The following is an 18043-nucleotide window of genomic DNA, read 5'->3' on the forward strand; positions in this document are numbered from 1 at the left end:
CAATCTTGAAGTGGTTTTTGACGGTTTTAGGTGGTCTGGCGACAAGCGTTGCGTTGGCGCAGGGGGTACCTGAGGGTTCGTTTGCTGTAGTCAATGGTGAGCCAGTCAGTAACGACTTGCTGGAGGTCAATGTGCAGGCCAATGCCGAGCGTGGTCAGCCCGATACGCTGGAGGTGCGGGCACTACTGGCGCAGGAGTTGATCGGGCAGGCTGTGCTGGCGCAGCAGGCAAAGGCGCTCAGGCTGGACCAGGACCCCCAGGCGCTTGCGCGACTCGAACAGATTCAGCAGAGCTTTCTTGCGAACTTGCTGCTTGAGCATTTTGTGCGAAACAACCCTGTCACCGAGCAGCAGATCAGGCAGCAGTATGATCTGTTTCTGAAAGAAATGACAGGTCTGGATCAATACAAGATCAGTATCATCACGGTGCCCGATCAGAGCCGCGCCAGGGAAATCATTGCCCAGTTGCAAGGCAGCGAGGATAAAGGGTTGTTTGCTGCCATCGCAAAAGCTGAGTCAGTTGATCCGAGCCGTGAAGCCGGGGGCGAGCTCGACTGGTTGTTGCCTCAGCAGATGGTCCCGGTCGTCGGTAATGTGGTCGCTAACCTCGTGGCAGGCAGACTGTCTGCAGTTCCGATACAGACCCGTTCTGGCTGGAATGTTGTGCGGCTCGACGATCGGCGCGCCTATGTACCTCCCACGATGTCACAGATCGAACCGCAATTAAGACGTGCTGCTGCGCAGCAGTCGCAGGCTGATTACGTCCGGTCGCTCCGCGAGAAAGCGGTCATCGTACAGTGAGCGGGTTGTTCGGGTCGTTCGGATGCTTCGAGTTTTCGCCCTCGCCCCTTGAACAATCCGATCCGTTTCGCCATGGTCCTTAGTCGAGTGTCAGGGGTGCAGCGGTGTTTGCGCGGAGCACAAAGCATGAGGCAGGTTCCGGGCTTTTGTCTGGCTGTCGCACTTGGGTGGCTTCTGTCAATGAGTGCCGCGATGGCTGTGGCTCAGTCACCTGCATCGTATTCTGACTTTCTGCGCGCAAGCGCGTACTGGTACGACGCATCGTCAGAGGCCGGTCTTGCGCAGGCGAGACAATCCACGTATCACGCTTACACCGGGGTATTGAGCCTTGGGTATCGGCCCGGTACAACCTGGGTTCGCCTGACCGTAGCGGGTGTTGGAGCTAACGCAGACCAGAAGGATCTGATGGTCAGAATCCGACCGGCCTATGTCAACGAGCTCACCTTGTTCGATCCTGCGCTTGACTGGAATCCGCAGTCAACGGGTGATGCGGTGTCGGATCCGGCGTTTTTGCTGCGTCCGACCAGCCCTGGGTTCAGCATACCTAATACTCCTGATGATCGGGACATCTACCTGCGTCTGCGTTCGACAAGTGCGCACTTGCTGGACGTGCAGGTTCTTTCCCCACAAGTGTTCATGGAGGTGATAGGAGCTCAGACATTCTGGCACGGACTGTTTTTTGGGGTTGTGGGTCTGATCTTGCTTTGGTCGGCACTCGAGTGGTTTGCGAAACGGGATGCACTGATAGGCCGTTTTTTACTTAAGCACCTTGCTGTCACCTTGTATTGCGTCGGCTATCTCGGATATCTCGTGTTTTTGTTGCCAGCTGGTCTGAGTCCGGATCAGGTGTTCTCGTACTCGATATTTGTGCTGGTGCTGATTGGTCTGTGGTTCCATGTCGGGGTGTTGACTGACTATGGCCTCAAGGGCTGGCCGATTCGCGTATGCCAGGTTTTCTATCTGGTACCGGTCGTTTCGATCGTGCTGGGTATGCTCGATTTGATGCAGGCGGGGCTCAGAGCCGCCACCCTGACAACGCTGGTCGTGCCTTGCATCGTGTTTGCCTGTGTGTTGTTGCTGCCGGCGCCCATGCGTGACTCACAGCAAGGGCGCCTGTACGCCGCGCAAGCTGGGTCACGCGCGTCGGTGGAGCAGTTTGGTCCGCTGTCCAAACAGACGCTGGTGATCTATTACGGCATCATTTTGCTGTTGCTCGGACTGGGGGCCACCCAGGTGCTTGGTTTTTATCAGGGTAATGAATTGATTTTGCACGCATTTCTGTTTCATAGCGTGATCAGTTCGGTGTTGCTGATGACCATGCTGCTCTTGCGTGCCAGAGATATCGAACAGCGACAGATCAGGGCGACCCAGGTAGCTGCCCGTGTTCAAGGGGAATTGCTCGCCGAGCGACTCGCCAGAGAGGAGCAGGCACGGATGATCGAGATGATCGGGCACGAGATCAAGACCCCGCTCTCAGTGTTGCAACTGTCAGTTGAGGAGTGGGTGCGCGAGCCATCTGAGCGCAGGCTCGCAGACCGTTCGATCGAAGAAATCCGGGCCGTCGTTGAACGCTCGATTGAGGGTCTGAGCGAAACGCTCGGGGCTGTTGCGTTTGAGCCTGTGGACCTGGTGCAGGTCGTGCGCGAGCACCTGAGCCGCGATGCTGACTCGGTGTTCCTGCTGTGCCATCTGCCTGTGGCTGCGTCTGTGCTCGGTGCGCCGCTGCTTATCGAGCGAATTGTCAGTAACCTCGTGGAGAACGCACTCAAATATGGTGATCCCGACCAACCGGTCACAATCACTGTGCGTGAGAGCACGCATCAGAGGTTCAGTCGTTCGCAGACCGGTTTTGAACTTCTGGTCTCCAATGCTGTCGGGATTGCGGGCAAGCCTGACCCGGCGAATGTGTTCAGGAAATATTACCGGGCGGAATCGGCCCGACATCTTTCTGGAACGGGGCTGGGCCTGTACCTCGTCGAAACGTTTGCACACCTTCAACACGGGGCGATTGAATATCGTCCTGGCCAGACACACGTGGAGTTTGCTTTATGGCTGCCGGCCAGCACGTCCTGATCATCGAAGACCACGAGGCGCTGAACGCGATGTTCTGTCGAGTCCTGGAGCGGGCAGGGCACAAAGCGATCGGTTTGAGTTCGGCTGAGGACCTGCAGGAATATGCAAGTCTGGCCGAAGTAGATACGTTTATCGTGGACTGGAATTTGCCCGAGGAGTCAGGGGTGACGCTTTTAAAGCGACTCAGACCGATATTTCCTAATGCTTCCTTCATCATGGTGACTGCCCGGTCTGGTGTCGAAAGCCAGCTTGACGGATACGCCAGTGGCGCTGATCTGTGTTTATCAAAACCCGTGAAAGGGCAGGAGCTGTTGCGTGCAGTGGAAATCGTCTCTGAACGCAGGCGAGGATCACCGACTGGATCGGCCGATGATTCAGATCAGATCGCTTTTCTGTATCGCGACCGATTGTGTCTAGAGGTTGCGGGTTCTACCATTTCCCTGAGCTTGTCGGAAGCAAAGGTCATGGCTGCCTTGGCAGCGGCACCTCAGAGTACGCTGGAGTCATGGCAAATTGCAGAGATCTTGCAATCAGACAGCCAGATTGTCAACGGACATGCGATCGAGGTCAGAATCTCCCGGCTACGTAAAAAGCTGGTTGTCGCGCTTTCCGGCAACCCGATTGCATTTGTGCGGGGTGTCGGCTACCGCCTGTCCTGCCAGGTAGTCGTGAGATGATCTCACGCTGGCCAGAGTGCGCCTAGTATCCGTTCTGCCCTTGCGCCCGTGACTTGTGGCAGATTGGCTGGCCTGCGTTGCACGAATGCCCAGGCTAGCCAGGCAAAAGCGACCGCTTCGACATCCTGCGCCGGGATGCCGAGCACGTCAGTTGCCTTGGCTGATGTTGCACCAAGCTCTCGAAGTAACTGCATCACCGCCGAGTTCCTGGCGCCACCTCCACACACAAACAGGTCAGGAGATGAGACTCCGGCCCGCTCAAGTGCGGTCAGCACTGACAGGGCAGTCAGGTGCTGCAAGGTCGCCTGGACGTCTGCGGGCAGCAGAGTGTCGGGGAACTGCGAGAGTATGGACTCAAGCCACGGCATATTGAACATGTCGCGACCAGTTGACTTGGGCGCAGGCTGATCAAACCAGGGCTGGGAAGTCAGCAGCTTCTCCAGCAGTGGCAAGTTGACCTGACCGCTCGCGCCCCATTTCCCGTCTTCATCGAAGGGTAGGCCGGTGTGTCGCTCGCACCAGGCATCCATGAGCATGTTGGCCGGGCCCGTGTCGAACCCGACAACCTCGCCGCTTTCTCTCAGGATGGTCACATTGGCGATCCCCCCCAGGTTCAGGATCACGCGGGTCCCTGGTCCCTTGAACACCTCTGCGTGGAATGCCGGAACCAGTGGAGCGCCCTGTCCACCCGCGGCGATATCACGACTTCTGAAGTCACCGATCACGTCAATGCCTGTCAATTCAGCCAGAAGGGCAGGTGAATTGATCTGGATCGTGTATCCAAGGGCAGGCTGGTGGCGAACCGTCTGGCCATGAACGCCGATAGCGCGGACTTTATCGACGTTGACATTCGAGTTCTGAAGAAGTCCGCTGACACAGGTTGCGTAGGTCTTTGCGAGTGTGTTCGCCGTCAATGCTGCCAGGTGCAATTCGTCATGCAAGGAAGTGTTCAGGTCAAGAATCTGCTGCCTGATCGCGGGGCCGAATGGCTCGTGATGTCGTGCAACAAACGAAGGTTTGCCGTCATCACTGATCCGGCAAAGAACGGCATCCACGCCATCGAGGCTTGTGCCGGACATGATGCCAATGTAAAGCGAATCTGGTTGCATATCGGTCACGCACTTTTGAGAGGCCAACCCATGAGTATCAGAGGGTCTGCGGGTAATGGATCAGCCCATAAGACAAAACGGCTCATAAAGAGCCGTCTGTGTCGAGATGAGTGCTCCGGGGCCTTTATCTGGCCGCCAGTTTGAGCAGGTCCGGGTTCTCGTCTTGCAGCATGGCCATGCGCTCAAGCTGATTGCGAAGCGGGTTGACCAGCGAAACAAATTGTTCGCGTTGCTTGTCATCAAGCACTACGGCTTCGGGCATTTTGACGCCAAGCGGATCCACAGGCTTGTTGCTCACACGGAACTCGTAGTGCAGGTGTGGGCCAGTGGACCAGCCGGTCGAGCCGACGTAGCCGATGACCTGTCCCTGGGAAACGCGATCACCTTTCTTGAGGCCTTTTGCAAAGCGGCTCTGGTGAGCATAAAGTGTGGTGATGTTGTTGGGGTGACGCAGCACGATCGTGTTTCCGTAGCCACCCTTGCGTCCTATCGACTCGACGACACCATCCGATGTGGCCTGAATGGGTGTGCCAGTTGGCGCTGCGAAATCGATGCCGCTGTGCTGGCGCCAGCGATTGTGTATGGGGTGCTTGCGCATACCAAAAGTCGAGCTGATCCGCGTAAACGGAATGGCGTTGCGAAGAAACGCGCCTTTGAGGCTCTTTCCATTGCTGTCGTAATACCCGCCAGACCCACCTTCTGGTTCGAACCAGAATGCTTCGGCTTTTTCGCCTTTGTTGACAAACTCGACAGCAAGAACGCGACCAGTGCCGGCGGGCCGGCCTTCGTGATAGCGGGTTTCGTAGATCACACGAAACGAATCGCCCTGACGAAGATCGCGAACAAAATCAATTTTTCCGCCTAGAACTTCGGCCATCTGCAACGTGACACCGTCCGGGATTCCCGCTGCATCCGTTGCCGCAAAAAGTGAGGAGTTGATGGTACCGAATCCGACGTGCGTCTGGGACTCGGTTTTCTCGGCGACTTCTCGGGCGAGAAATTCGCGATCACCCGTCTTGATGATCTCAAGGTACTCTGTGACGTGATCCAGGCCGTCCTGAGCGCCGGGGGTGTGGATGTATCGTAACCACTGCATGGCTCCATCTGCACCAACCGCTGCCTGCACAGTTCTGCCCGGGTAGAGCTTGTAGGCTGAGCGGGCGTCCTTGTTAACCGTGATGAACTGCATGAGTCCATCTTCACTGACGCCGAGTCGCTCAAAAATGGTCGAGAGGTTGTCGCCTGACTGAATGCGAGTCTCCGAGAAAAACGAATCTTCCTGAGTTTGCTGCTGAGGCGCTTGAACTGCGACCAGTGGAACTCGCATGACGTCCGATACCAGCAAGCGGATATCTGGCGCCGCTTGTTTTGGCTGAACCATGGCGACCGCGCCGGCTCCCACCAGCAAACCACCTAAACACAAGCCTGCCGTAAGTCGGGCTGCCATTTTTTTGGGGCGACGACGCGCGGCCTGTATATCTTGCATAGGTGATCTCGTTGCTGATGACTGGGGAAGGGGGCATGCAACTTCGCTGGATTTCTGAAGTAAAGCCCAAAGCTGTCATAATGTTAGCCTAATTTCTTCGTGATCTACAACGGATTCGACGCCATGATTCAAACTGTTACGAATCTGTAACCAATGAATCTGTAACCGGTCCCGGTGATCCCAACGGATTTTCATACTTTGCAAGATACCCGATCAGCCATGACACAAAAAACGTATCCGGTCACCGACCGCGTGAAGGAAAGCATGCGCGTTGTCACGCGCGGCTGCGATGAGTTGCTCGTTGAGCGAGAGTTCGAGCAGAAACTCGCACGCAGTGAAGCCACAGGTATCCCGCTGCGCATCAAGCTAGGACTGGACCCGACCGCACCGGATATCCATCTGGGGCATACCGTTGTTTTGAACAAGTTACGCCAGCTGCAGGATCTCGGGCATACGGTGATCTTCCTGATCGGTGACTTCACTTCGATGATCGGAGATCCCTCGGGGCGTAACAGTACTCGTCCACCTCTGACCCGCGAGCAGATCGAAGCCAACGCCAGCACGTACTACGCACAGGCCAGCATGGTTCTGGATCCCGAACGCACAGAAATCCGCTACAACTCGGAATGGTGTGACCCGCTAGGTGCGCGTGGCATGATCCAGTTGGCTTCGCGTTACACCGTGGCGAGGATGATGGAACGAGAGGATTTCACCCAGCGGTTCCGTCAGGGCGTGGCAATCTCGGTTCATGAGTTTTTATACCCGCTCATGCAGGGTTACGACTCTGTCGCACTCAAGGCCGACATGGAGCTTGGAGGGACGGACCAGAAGTTCAACCTGCTGGTTGGCCGCGAGTTGCAGCGTGAATACGGTCAGGAGCCTCAGTGCATTCTTACTATGCCGCTGCTTGAGGGAACCGACGGTGTCGAGAAGATGTCCAAGAGCAAAGGCAACTACATCGGTATTTCCGAGCCCGCTAATGAAATGTTCGGCAAGCTCATGTCGATATCGGATACGCTGATGTGGCGTTATTATGAGTTGCTATCCTTCAGGTCGCTGGACGATATCGCGGTACTCAAGGCTGCTGTTGAGCAGGGCAGGAACCCACGGGATGTCAAGGTTGAACTCGCCCTTGAGATCGTAGGGCGGTTTCATGGAAATGATGCGGCACAGCAAGGGTTGTCGAACTTCGAATCCCGGTTTCGGGATGGCGCTATCCCTGATGACATGCCTGAGATCACCGTCCCGCAAGGGCCGGTGGGGATCCTGAAGGTGCTGCGTGAGTCCGGTCTGGTCAGTTCTGGGTCCGAGGCCCAGCGCAACGTGGAGCAAGCGGGCGTGAGAGTAGACGGAGAGAGGGTGTCCGACAAATCACTGATGCTTCATAAGGGAACTTTTATTATTCAGGTTGGAAAACGTAAGTTTGCACGTGTTACGGTAGGCTAGTCGGAGAGGCGCCAGCACCTTTGGCCAGACTGTCTGGACGGGTTTGCGTGGATCGTCGATCCGATTTTGTGGTGCAGCTCTGTTCTGCATCGTTTGAGGAGGATGTTCATGAAAGTTTCTAGCTTGTCATTTGCGGATCAGGCGTTCATCCCTGAGCGGTATGCTTTCGGCCGGATAGATCCGGACATTCACATTGCTCTGGCCGACAACATCAACCCCCAGTTGATCTGGGATGACGTGCCTGCCGGCACGAAGTCCTTTGTGGTCATCTGCCACGATCCTGATGCACCGACCAGCGCGGACGACGTCAATCAGGAGGGCCGAACGGTGCCGGCTGATCTGCCGCGCACCAACTTCTATCACTGGATTCTGGTCGACGTGCCTGCAGACAGGCGTGAGATAGAGGAAGGGGAGTTCAGCAACAGCATCACTCCACGCGGCAAAGGCGGTCCACTGGCAGCTGGTGATACCCGGCAGGGCATCAATGATTACACCAGCTGGTTTGCAGCCGATCGAGACATGTCGGGTGAGTATTTCGGATACGACGGTCCGTGCCCTCCATGGAACGACGAGATCAACCACCGCTACATCTTTACGGTGTATGCACTCGATATCGATACAGTTCCGGTCGATGGCTCATTTACGGCAGCCCAGGTGCTTGAGCGCATCCAGGGCCACATTCTGGATCAAGCCAGCATCATGGGGCTGTACACGCTGAACCCGGACCTGGCTCCAAAGGCTCTAGGCTGATCCTTCTCGATCGTCTGAATGGCTGATCTGTTTTTTGTTGTGCCTCAAGGTATCCTGAGATGCCTTGAGGGTTCCAGGTGCGAGACCTGCTCTCTGACTGTTTCCAGGCGCTACAATCTTCCCTCTTTGATCGCGCAGCCCCGGGTGGTCCCGGACAACATTGCAGCCGACAAGCCAGATTCTTAAAACCTTGCCAGGAAAATCCATGTTCGACCGTAAATTGACTCTTGATCGTGTTGATCCCGAGGTGTGGGATGCCATCCAGAAGGAAGACCGCCGACAGGAACAGCACATCGAGTTGATCGCCTCAGAAAACTACACGAGCCCAGCCGTTATGCAGGCACAGGGCTCGCAGATGACCAACAAGTACGCCGAAGGGTATCCCGGCAAGCGTTACTACGGCGGGTGTGAGTTCGTCGATATTGTGGAACAGCTGGCAATTGAGCGCCTGAAAGCTCTCTTTGGTGCCGAGGCCGCAAACGTCCAGCCAAATTCCGGTTCACAGGCCAATCAGGCAGTCTACATGGCCGTTCTGAAGCCGGGCGACACGGTACTGGGAATGAGCCTGGCAGAAGGCGGTCACCTGACGCACGGGGCATCAGTCAATGCCTCCGGAAAGCTCTACCGGTTTGTGCAGTACGGTCTGGACGCGAATGAAGTGCTGGACTACGACAAGGTAGAAGAGCTTGCCAGAACCGAGAAGCCCAAGCTGATCGTGGCCGGTGCCTCGGCGTATTCGTTGCGCATCGACTTCGAGCGCCTCGCGCGGATTGCGCGCGAGAACAATGCTTACCTTCTGGTGGACGCAGCTCACTATGCGGGCCTGATTGCCGGAGGCGCCTACCCCAACCCGGTCCCGCATGCTGACTTCGTGACCTCGACGACCCACAAGTCACTGCGCGGCCCTCGCGGAGGCGTGATCCTCATGAAGGCCGAGCACGAGAAAATCATCAACTCGGCCATCTTCCCTGGCATCCAGGGTGGTCCGCTGATGCACGTGATTGCAGCCAAGGCAGTCGCGTTCAAGGAAGCGCTGCAACCAGAGTTCAAGCAGTATGCGGCTCAGGTGGTTCGTAACGCGGACGTACTGGCCCAGACACTGGTTAACCGCGGCCTGCGGATCGTTTCTGGCAAGACAGAAAGCCACGTGATGCTGGTTGATCTTCGTGCCAAGGGCATCACCGGTAAGGACGCCGAGCAGGCGCTTGGTGCTGCGCACATCACTGTGAACAAGAATGCCATCCCGAATGATCCGGAGAAGCCGTTTGTCACCAGTGGCGTGCGTCTGGGTACGCCAGCCATGACCACGCGCGGATTTGGCGAGGCTGAGGCTGAAGCGACCGCCAATCTGATCGCTGACGTACTGGATGATCCTAGAAACGACGAGAATCTGGCCCGTGTGCGTGAACGCGTTCACGCGCTGACCTCGGCTTTTCCTGTTTACCGCTAACGTGCGCACCAGCTGACGATGAGATGCCCCTATTGTGGTCACTCCGAAACTTCGGTTGTGGACTCCCGTGTTGGTGAGGAGGGGGATTTCATTCGCCGTCGGCGACGTTGCGAACATTGTGACAAGCGATTTACCACGTTCGAGCGGGCCGAGCTCGCCATGCCGACGGTGGTCAAGCGCAACGGCAGTCGTCATGAATACGACGCGTCCAAACTCAAGGCCAGCCTGAAACTGGCCTTGCGCAAGCGGCCTGTGAGCACCGACCAGATTGATGAGGTCGTGACCCGGATCGAAGAGAAACTCCTCACCAGCGGGCAGAGAGAGACTTCCACTGAGGAGATTGGCGCGCTGGTCATGGACGAGCTCAACCGGCTCGATAAGGTTGCTTACGTGCGCTTTGCTTCAGTCTACAAAAGCTTTGAGGATATTGGTGAATTTGTGCAGGCCATCAAGGAAATGCAGAATGCCAAGCCGCTCGGATCGAAGTAGAGGCTGAAGCCAGACTGATGGAACAATCCCGTTGTCTCCCAGACCGAGATGATCATCGCTGGATGAGTCGTGCTCTGGATCTTGCCCGATCCGTGCTCTACGTCCCTTCTCCCAATCCCCGGGTGGGATGTGTGATTGTCAGAGACGGTCAGCTGCTGGCCGAGGGAGCAACACAGCTTGCAGGGCAGGCGCATGCGGAGGTAATGGCGCTCAGGGAACTCAAAGCGAGAGGCCTGGCCGCATCAGGCACCACGATTTATGTCACGCTGGAGCCATGTAGCCATTTCGGTAAAACCCCGCCTTGCGTTCATGCGTTGATTCAAGCGAACCCTGAACGAGTGGTGATTGCCCATGTCGACCCAAACCCTTCGGTTGCCGGTCGAGGTGTCGCTTCGCTTCGGCAAGCCGGTATCGAAGTAACTGTTGGCGTGGCGGCGGAGCAGGCGCTTGAGATCAATCCGGGATTCGTATCACGTATGCTTTTCGGGTTGCCATACTCCTGGGTCAAGGTTGCGGCATCGATGGATCGCCATACGGCCACGGTTAACGGCAAGTCCAAGTGGATCACCGGATCCGAAGCACGGGCCGACGGCCATCACTGGCGAGCAAGAAGCTGTGTGGTGCTGACTGGTATCGGAACAGTTAAGGCCGATGACCCTCAGCTAAACGTCCGTGCCGTGCAGACACCACGTCAGCCGGCCAGAGCCTTGATTGATGCCTCACTGGATGTTCCGGAAACGGCCAGATTGCTTGATGAGCCCGGGCTTATGATATTCGTGGCGACTGCCGATGATGACAAGGTCCGGCGGCTCAGAGACCGGGGCGCAATTGTCGTAGCATTGCCCGACTTCTATCAACCATCATATGTGGATCTCGATGCGGTGATGCGCTGGTTGGCAAAACATGGCTTCAATGAAGTGCATATTGAGGCCGGGGCGCGACTCAATGGAGCTTTATGGCGCGCGGGCAGGGTCGACGAGTTGCTGATCTATATGGCGCCAGTGTTTCTTGGCGGTGGAGCACCCATGCTGGCGATTCCAACCATTGACGGTCTGGAGCAGGCATCCAGACTGACCTTCATGGATAGCTGTCAGATTGGTGAAGATATCCGGCTCAGAGCAAGGTCTGTTGATCGCTGGGAGCAGATTCGACTGAAGGTCCTGCAGGCAAATGACCGCTGGACGACAGGTTAAATCGAATCGATTCGAATGAACTTTGGAGAGTGATTGTGTTTACTGGAATTGTGCAGGCTGTGGGTGTCATTACCAAAGTCAGTCCAATCGAGATGGGCGAAGAGTCGGGTTTGCGTCTGTCGATTGAAGCAGGCAGTCTCGATATGTCTGATGTGAAGACAGGGGATTCGATCGCCGTACAAGGTGCGTGCATGACGGTCACGACCATGACGCAAGGCGGATTCACGGTGGATGTTTCGCGTGAAAGTCTGAATCGCACTGTCGGGTTGAGTGCAGTCGGGCAGGTGAATCTGGAGAAGTCGCTCTGCCTCGGTGATCCGCTGGGCGGGCACCTGGTTTCCGGGCACGTCGACGGATTGGGCAAGGTGATCGAGTTTCATCAGGTTGGCGAGTCCTGGAAGCTGGTGATCGATGTGCCTTCAAATCTTGGTACGTATCTGGCCTATAAGGGTTCTGTTGCTGTTAACGGCGTGAGCCTGACCGTCAATGATGTGGTCGATCTCGATGGGTCAACCAGGTTTCATATCAATCTCATCCCGCACACCGTTGCCATGACCACGTTGCAGCATCTGAAACCGGGAGATCCGGTCAATATCGAGGTGGATACAATTGCCCGATATGTTCATCGGATGATCAAAGCGACCCGGATTACCGGGCGCTGAACTTTTTTTCTGAGTCTGTTACACTCGTGCCCTTACGTCAGACGCAGCCAAAGGCTGGTGTGTGGCAGAAAGTAGCAGTGAAGCAGGACAGGTGGCCGAGTGGTTGAAGGCGCACGCCTGGAAAGCGTGTATACGTTCAAAGCGTATCGGGGGTTCGAATCCCCCTCTGTCCGCCAATTACCTGTATACAACCGTGTACAACATTAGACTAAACCCGCATGTTTACTGGCATTGCGGGTTTTTTTGTGTCTACAGCAATGTACGGTAGTGGATTGACTTATACCGTCACCTGACGGTACTTTGGACGGTATCTGAAATACCGTCATGAAGCTATCTGATGTGGCTGTCAGGCAGGCCAAAGCGAAGGACAAGCCGTACAAACTGGCCGATGGTACGGGCCTGTATCTGCTAGTCAACACAAAGGGCAAGTACTGGCGGTACGACTACAGGTTTGATGACAAGCGCAAAACGGTTTCATACGGCACATATCCTGTCATCACCCTTGCTGCAGCGCGTGAACTTCACATTGACGTGAAGCGGCAGATTGCAAGTGGCATTGACCCCATGGCTCAGCGCAAGGCTGAGAAGATGGCCGATGCGCTGACCTTTGGCGCTGTGGCTCAAAAGTGGTTTCAGCATTGGAAACCCAACAAGACCGAAAAGCACGCTTCTGAAGTCTGGCGGCGGCTGGAACTGGACATATTCCCGGCACTGGGCAGCATCCCTGCTGATGAGCTGACTGCAGCGCAAGTCAGGGATTGCATCAAAGCGATTGAGGCACGGGGCGCGCTGGATATTGCAAAGAGGCAGTTGCAAAAGTGTAGTCAGATCATGCGGCATGCTGTCGCGCATGACATGGCAACGCGAAACCCCGTATCCGACATTCAACCATCTGACATTCTGCCCGCACGTAAGAAGCGCAACTACGCACGAATTGACGCCAAGGACTTGCCGCAGTTGCTGAGAGACATTGACGCCTACACCGGGGGCGAACATACCCGCCTGGCTTTGCAGTTGATGGCGCTGACCTTTGTACGCACGGGTGAACTGATCGGGGCCAGGTGGGAAGAATTTGATTTTGACGCGGCAAGATGGACGGTTCCGGCAGAGCGTATGAAAATGCGCACCCCTCACATTGTCCCGCTCAGCACTCAGGCGCTGGCAGTCCTACAGAAGCTGCAAGCCCTGTCATATGGCAGGCCCTTTGTGTTCCCTGCTGACACCGGCAAGCCAACCCACATGAGCAACAACACGATTCTTTATGCCTTGTATCGCATGGGATACAGGGGGCGCATGACAGGCCATGGTTTCAGGGGGGTGGCGTCAACCATATTGCATGAGCAAGGTTGGCCGCATGAGCACATTGAGTTACAGCTAGCTCACCAAGAGCGCGACGAGACGAGCGCCGCGTACAACCATGCACTTTATCTGGCACAGCGGGCAAAGATGATGCAAGCATGGGCGCAATACTTGGATGTTTTGCGCGTGGAGAATGTTATTCCAATGGTCAGAGCATGACAGCCTAAGCCAATGTCTACTCCGACGGGGGAGTCGGATAGCCCACCGGTCTGACATTGGTCCTTATTCAATCGGACGATGTGAGGACAGCATGAAAGACGATGACGGAACAGCGCCCAGGGCGACTCTTAAGACAACGAAGCACATTATTGTTGACGTGGATGAGTCAGAGCTTGTCGACTACTTCGCGATGCTTCGAAAGCAAGAGAGAACCATTCTGAGAATCCTTGAAATTGTTGACGCTGTGGGTATGCCATCCGATGTTCCAAACATGCTGAAGGAAATTGATGAGCTTGAGATTGACGCGTATGTCATCGCGATGCTGGCTGAAGGGTGGCTTGGTGCAAGCTACGCAGCAGGCGTCCATGTACGGACACTAGTGGTAAGGACCCCTACATCTACGTCGCCAGGCCTGCGGTGGTGTCCGCGCACGGGGGCACAGCCATCGTGCTTGATGGCATGGTCAACCAGTTGATCAACGATGGTACGCGCTGGTTGCCGATGCGGCCAACGACAGGGCGGTTGATATCTATCAGGCTGGCCGGACCTTGATTGTGAACGATGGGCTGTTAACCAGACAGATTGTCAATCGCAGCACACTGAGCTTTTTGAACTCGCCCGGTGCCACCATGGGCGCGGGCAGTGCGTTGAACAATTTTGGTACATTGCTGGTGGGCTAGGTCGGCGTGCCAGATGTTATGGACTTGCCGGCCGCATTACGCAATGCATCCGACGCTCAGATAGTGTTTGATATTGATGCGCAGAATCAGATGCAACCCAATGACATCATCCGTGTTCGTGATTCAGTCACAGTCGATGGAACGCTTGCCCTCAATGTTGCACCGCTGTTGCCGCTGAAGTATGACTTGATCTCCGCAGCATCGCTCGCGAGTACGACAACCATTGGCAACACACTGGTATTTGACTGGAACAATGCTGTGCGAGGAGCGACATTGTCTGCGACGGTTGACGCGGACTTTGCGCTTGGTGGCCGGTACCTCACTTCTCAGCAAGGCGCCAAGGCCGGCTACTTGCAGAGTGTCTGGGATGCGGGCGGGGCCAATCTGGCCTCTGTGTTTGGATACTTGCACCAGTTCCAGGCAGGTGACTACTCGGATTATCAATCGGTGCTTCAGCGAATCGCGGGCGGGGTGCTGAACAGTCAGACCATCGAACTCAAGACAACGTTTGCCACATGTTTAACTGACAGCCTGTCCTGTCCGCTCATGACCGGTCAAGGCTGGCGACTCAGGCAGACCGGTTGCTCGTGGGGCAGGCTGACGGGGAACATTGTCGAACAGTCGTCAAATACTTCCAATACGGGCTATCACGTGACAGCTGGCGGCATTCGTCTGGGGGCTCAAAAGCCATTTGGCAACCAGTGGACCGCTGGGGTCACAATAGGTTACGGCAACAATTACATGACCTCTGATGGCTTCAGCAGCAATGGCCAGTTTTTCGATATGTCTGCATCGCTACAGAAGCAGGTTGACGACTGGACGTTTGGTGCATCGTTCGGGTTCGCACAAGGCTGGTTGCAGAACAACCGCTCGCTAAGTCTGCCGAGCAATGGACCAGCGCAGTCAATCTCGGGTCTTTATACGAGCCGTTCGCGCATCACCATGGCGGGCTTGAAGCTGCGCGCTGCTTACACCCATGATCAAGGTCACTATTATCTCAAGCCGTACGTGGATCTTGACCTTGTCTATGCGTCACAGTCGGGCTATAGCGAGTCGGGTGGGATTCTGGCGTTGAAGGCTGAGTCGGGTAGCCAGTTCAATGTCGCGGTCACACCGATGCTTGAACTGGGTACGGACCTGGCGGTAGACGGCAAGCGACGAATCAAAGGGTTTGTCAGTGTCGGTGCAAGCTTCTTGCCCAACAATCAGGTCACCACGCATATGTCACTCGGGAACCTCGCAACCAATGTCGGTACTTACGGGGTGAGTACCGATGGACCCACAGTGCTTGGGCATTTGAATCTCGGCTTGCAGGCGTATGAGTCAGACAATCTGGAGGTGCGTGCGCAATATGGGCTGCAGGTGGGAGACGGGTACTGGAGCCAGAGCCTGAGTGCCAATCTGGTCTATCGGTTCTAGCCTCTTTGTCATGCAGCGATTTGACCTGGTCGGTGGTCATGGCTCTCATGCCCTGCTGGCTGCCGCAGAGGCAGCAGCTTGCCTGCGAGACCCTTGCTGTGCGAAATTCTTTACATAAAAAAGCAGTCGGCGAGCTTTCGTACACCGCGCTGTGTCCCCTAAGATCAGGCAACCCTGACAACAACGAGGACGATACGAATCATGACAGCAAGCCAGTCACAGGCAGCAACTTCACCGCAATCAACATGGATCAGCCCCAGTGCTGCAACGGTACGCGAACAGATTTACCGCCTGCTGCGAGCGTGGGGGATGAGCGAGATGCAGGCGACCAAGAGCGCTGATGTCATGGTTGACACCGATCTTTCAGGTGTCGATTCGCACGGGGTTTCGATGCTCATGGACTACAACAAGTCGCGATTGAGCGGGCGCCTGAACTTGCATGCCGAACCAAGGGTTGTGCGTGATCACGGTGTGACCGCATTGCTGGACGCTGATGCCGGACTGGGTCATGCTGCTGCGGTGATGGGCATGGAAATGGCGATCGAGCGGGCACGTGTTCATGGTATTGGTCTGGTTTGCGTGCGTAACTCCCACCATTTCGGGGCGGCCGGTTATTACGTGCGCATGGCCGCATCACAAGGACTGATCGGGCTGTGTACCAGCTCAACCCGCTCGATCAATACGGTTCCAACCCGGGGGACGGTTCCCGTGCTGGGCACCAACCCGATTGCATTTGCGGCACCGGCATCTCGTAACCCGCCGTTTGTACTGGACATGGCAACCAGCAGTGTGGCAGCTAACAAGGTCAAGGTTTACGAACTAAGAGGCGATCCCATACCCGCTGGCTGGGTGACCGACGAGAATGCCCAGGCGGTGACTGACTCGACTCAGGCCATGGATATCCTGGTTCGCCGCCCCAAAGAGCTTGGGGGTGGTCTGGCACCTCTTGGTGGCACGCCAGAGATGAGCAGCCACAAAGGCTATGGCCTGGCGATGATGGTCCATATTCTCGCGGGCACACTATCCGGATCGTCGTTTTCTCCGATAAGGACCAGAACCCAGCGTCCCGAGGATCCTGATAATCTGGGGCATTTCTTTCTGGTGATTGATCCGGCGGTATTCAGGGATCCAGAAGATTTTCGTGAAGATCTCGACCAGGTGATCGATATCCTGTGTGCAACCCCGACGGCAGATCCAGCTCAAAAGGTGCTGGTGCATGGGGAGCCCGAAGAGCAGTGTCGTGCGACCCGTCGAGTCAACGGGATACCCCTTCCACCCGCGCTGGCTGATCACGTCAAAAAGCTTTGCGAGCAGGCGCAGGTCCCATACCTGCTCGGGTGACCGGTTACGCTCGACCCTTTACTGCAGGGACAGGGTATTGCCAGCAACTCGGCCAGACAGATTTCCTGTCATCAATCTTGCACGCTGTAACGGGCAGCTATTGTGTGACCGGGAGTCTGTACGCCTTGAGTGGCGCACCTTTGATCATGAGACGCAAGAGATACCGGTACTCTTGCGGATCGTAATCGGCATTGGCCTGGTGCATGACCGCTTGGTTGTCCCAGATCACCACGTCACCGACTTGCCATCGATGGCGGTATTCATACCGGGGATGGGTGGCGTGGTTGTACAGATATTCGATCAGCTCGTAAGCCTGCTCGTCCGGAATCCCTTGTATCCCTTCCATACGTGCCGTGTTCAGATACAAGGCACCACGCCCTGAACCGGCATGCGCAATCACTAGCGGTTGGGGGGTTCGGGGAATCAGGGCCATTTGCTCAGGCGTCAGCTTGGCCAGCTCTCTGGGACTGCGCGAGCTCTGGTGCACATGGAGTGAGTACAGGCCGTCGATCTGCTGTTTGACTGATTCGGACAGGTCCTCGTAGGCCGCCCGAACATCCACGAACTGGGTGTCTCCACCAACCGAAGGAATCTGTATGGCGTAGAGTGAAGTTGCCTTGGGCGGGGCGATCTCGTTCGAATGGTCAGTGTGATAGTTCTCACCTCTGACCTGCAGTCGACCATCCTTTCTCGGCAAATCGTTGCTGGAGTTGTATCCCACAAGCGGGTAGTCCGGCAGGGTGAACTTCTTGATTTGCTGCGGCATGAGCTCCCCAAAGTGGGCAATCGCCCGGATGAACTCAGGTGGTTCGAGTCGCTGGTTCCTGAACACCACCACGCCGTGATCGGAAAGCAGACGATTCAGGCGTTGTGCGAGCGCGTCGCCCTGATCAACCTGAAAGTCGACGTCTGTTACAACGCATACAAACGGAGGATTCATTACTGGCGCT

Annotated in this window: 16 protein-coding genes and 1 tRNA gene; 14 read left to right on the forward strand and 3 right to left on the reverse strand. The window is 56.1% G+C overall.

Features of this window, described 5'->3' with window-relative positions; all coding sequences use genetic code 11:
- The first annotated feature begins 5 nt into the window (after positions 1 to 5).
- The 3 genes from DBV39_RS17180 to DBV39_RS17190 all read left to right on the forward strand — a co-directional run bounded on the left by DBV39_RS17180 (position 6) and on the right by DBV39_RS17190 (position 3550).
- Positions 6 to 800: a peptidylprolyl isomerase gene (locus tag DBV39_RS17180; protein WP_159079014.1), complete on the forward strand. Its 795-nt coding sequence runs from the start codon at positions 6 to 8 to the stop codon at positions 798 to 800.
- 126 nt (positions 801 to 926) lie between these two features.
- Complete coding sequence (locus DBV39_RS17185; RefSeq protein WP_159079015.1) at positions 927 to 2873, forward strand: sensor histidine kinase; 1947 nt, start codon at positions 927 to 929, stop codon at positions 2871 to 2873.
- The gene (locus DBV39_RS17190) at positions 2849 to 3550 is read left to right on the forward strand and encodes a response regulator transcription factor (protein ID WP_108622592.1); all 702 of its coding nucleotides are present in this window, start codon (positions 2849 to 2851) and stop codon (positions 3548 to 3550) included. Before DBV39_RS17185 ends, DBV39_RS17190 begins: the two co-directional genes overlap by 25 nt.
- A gap of 2 nt (positions 3551 to 3552) precedes the next feature.
- On the opposite strand, the gene DBV39_RS17195 is transcribed toward DBV39_RS17190, so the two are convergent.
- Together DBV39_RS17195 and DBV39_RS17200 are read right to left on the reverse strand one after the other, a co-directional pair.
- The gene (locus DBV39_RS17195) at positions 3553 to 4659 is read right to left on the reverse strand and encodes an anhydro-N-acetylmuramic acid kinase (RefSeq protein WP_108622593.1); all 1107 of its coding nucleotides are present in this window, start codon (positions 4657 to 4659) and stop codon (positions 3553 to 3555) included.
- 124 nt (positions 4660 to 4783) lie between these two features.
- Positions 4784 to 6145: a M23 family metallopeptidase gene (locus DBV39_RS17200; RefSeq protein ID WP_108622594.1), complete on the reverse strand. Its 1362-nt coding sequence runs from the start codon at positions 6143 to 6145 to the stop codon at positions 4784 to 4786.
- 219 nt (positions 6146 to 6364) lie between these two features.
- On the opposite strand from DBV39_RS17200, the gene tyrS reads away from it, so the two are divergent.
- From tyrS to DBV39_RS17260, 11 genes are all read left to right on the forward strand, one after another.
- Positions 6365 to 7591, forward strand: coding sequence for a tyrosine--tRNA ligase (tyrS, locus tag DBV39_RS17205; protein WP_108622595.1), 1227 nt, complete (start codon positions 6365 to 6367; stop codon positions 7589 to 7591).
- A gap of 108 nt (positions 7592 to 7699) precedes the next feature.
- Positions 7700 to 8341, forward strand: a complete 642-nt coding sequence (locus DBV39_RS17210; RefSeq protein ID WP_108623354.1) for a YbhB/YbcL family Raf kinase inhibitor-like protein — start codon at positions 7700 to 7702, stop codon at positions 8339 to 8341.
- A 205-nt stretch (positions 8342 to 8546) separates the two neighbouring features.
- A complete protein-coding gene (gene glyA, locus DBV39_RS17220; RefSeq protein ID WP_108622597.1) occupies positions 8547 to 9791 on the forward strand; it encodes a serine hydroxymethyltransferase in 1245 nt (414 codons plus the stop codon).
- 18 nt (positions 9792 to 9809) lie between these two features.
- Positions 9810 to 10280, forward strand: coding sequence for a transcriptional regulator NrdR (gene nrdR / locus DBV39_RS17225; protein WP_108622598.1), 471 nt, complete (start codon positions 9810 to 9812; stop codon positions 10278 to 10280).
- Between the two features lie 62 nt (positions 10281 to 10342).
- Complete coding sequence (ribD, locus tag DBV39_RS17230; RefSeq protein ID WP_193853036.1) at positions 10343 to 11473, forward strand: bifunctional diaminohydroxyphosphoribosylaminopyrimidine deaminase/5-amino-6-(5-phosphoribosylamino)uracil reductase RibD; 1131 nt, start codon at positions 10343 to 10345, stop codon at positions 11471 to 11473.
- A gap of 35 nt (positions 11474 to 11508) precedes the next feature.
- Positions 11509 to 12135: a riboflavin synthase gene (locus DBV39_RS17235; RefSeq protein WP_108623355.1), complete on the forward strand. Its 627-nt coding sequence runs from the start codon at positions 11509 to 11511 to the stop codon at positions 12133 to 12135.
- 85 nt (positions 12136 to 12220) lie between these two features.
- Positions 12221 to 12311, forward strand: a tRNA-Ser gene (locus DBV39_RS17240).
- A gap of 148 nt (positions 12312 to 12459) precedes the next feature.
- Complete coding sequence (locus tag DBV39_RS17245; protein WP_108622600.1) at positions 12460 to 13653, forward strand: tyrosine-type recombinase/integrase; 1194 nt, start codon at positions 12460 to 12462, stop codon at positions 13651 to 13653.
- 91 nt (positions 13654 to 13744) lie between these two features.
- Positions 13745 to 14128: a hypothetical protein gene (locus DBV39_RS17250; RefSeq protein ID WP_108622601.1), complete on the forward strand. Its 384-nt coding sequence runs from the start codon at positions 13745 to 13747 to the stop codon at positions 14126 to 14128.
- 211 nt (positions 14129 to 14339) lie between these two features.
- Positions 14340 to 15752 (forward strand): autotransporter outer membrane beta-barrel domain-containing protein, encoded by a 1413-nt coding sequence (locus DBV39_RS17255; RefSeq protein ID WP_159079016.1) that lies wholly within the window; start codon positions 14340 to 14342, stop codon positions 15750 to 15752.
- A gap of 201 nt (positions 15753 to 15953) precedes the next feature.
- Positions 15954 to 17093: an Ldh family oxidoreductase gene (locus DBV39_RS17260; protein WP_108622603.1), complete on the forward strand. Its 1140-nt coding sequence runs from the start codon at positions 15954 to 15956 to the stop codon at positions 17091 to 17093.
- A gap of 97 nt (positions 17094 to 17190) precedes the next feature.
- Here the strand turns inward: DBV39_RS17260 and DBV39_RS17265 are convergent, their stop codons facing one another.
- A complete protein-coding gene (locus DBV39_RS17265) occupies positions 17191 to 18033 on the reverse strand; it encodes a TauD/TfdA dioxygenase family protein (protein WP_108622604.1) in 843 nt (280 codons plus the stop codon).
- Between the last annotated feature and the right edge of the window lie 10 nt (positions 18034 to 18043).

Source organism: Orrella marina (genome assembly GCF_003058465.1).
Lineage (GTDB): Bacteria > Pseudomonadota > Gammaproteobacteria > Burkholderiales > Burkholderiaceae_B > Algicoccus > Algicoccus marinus.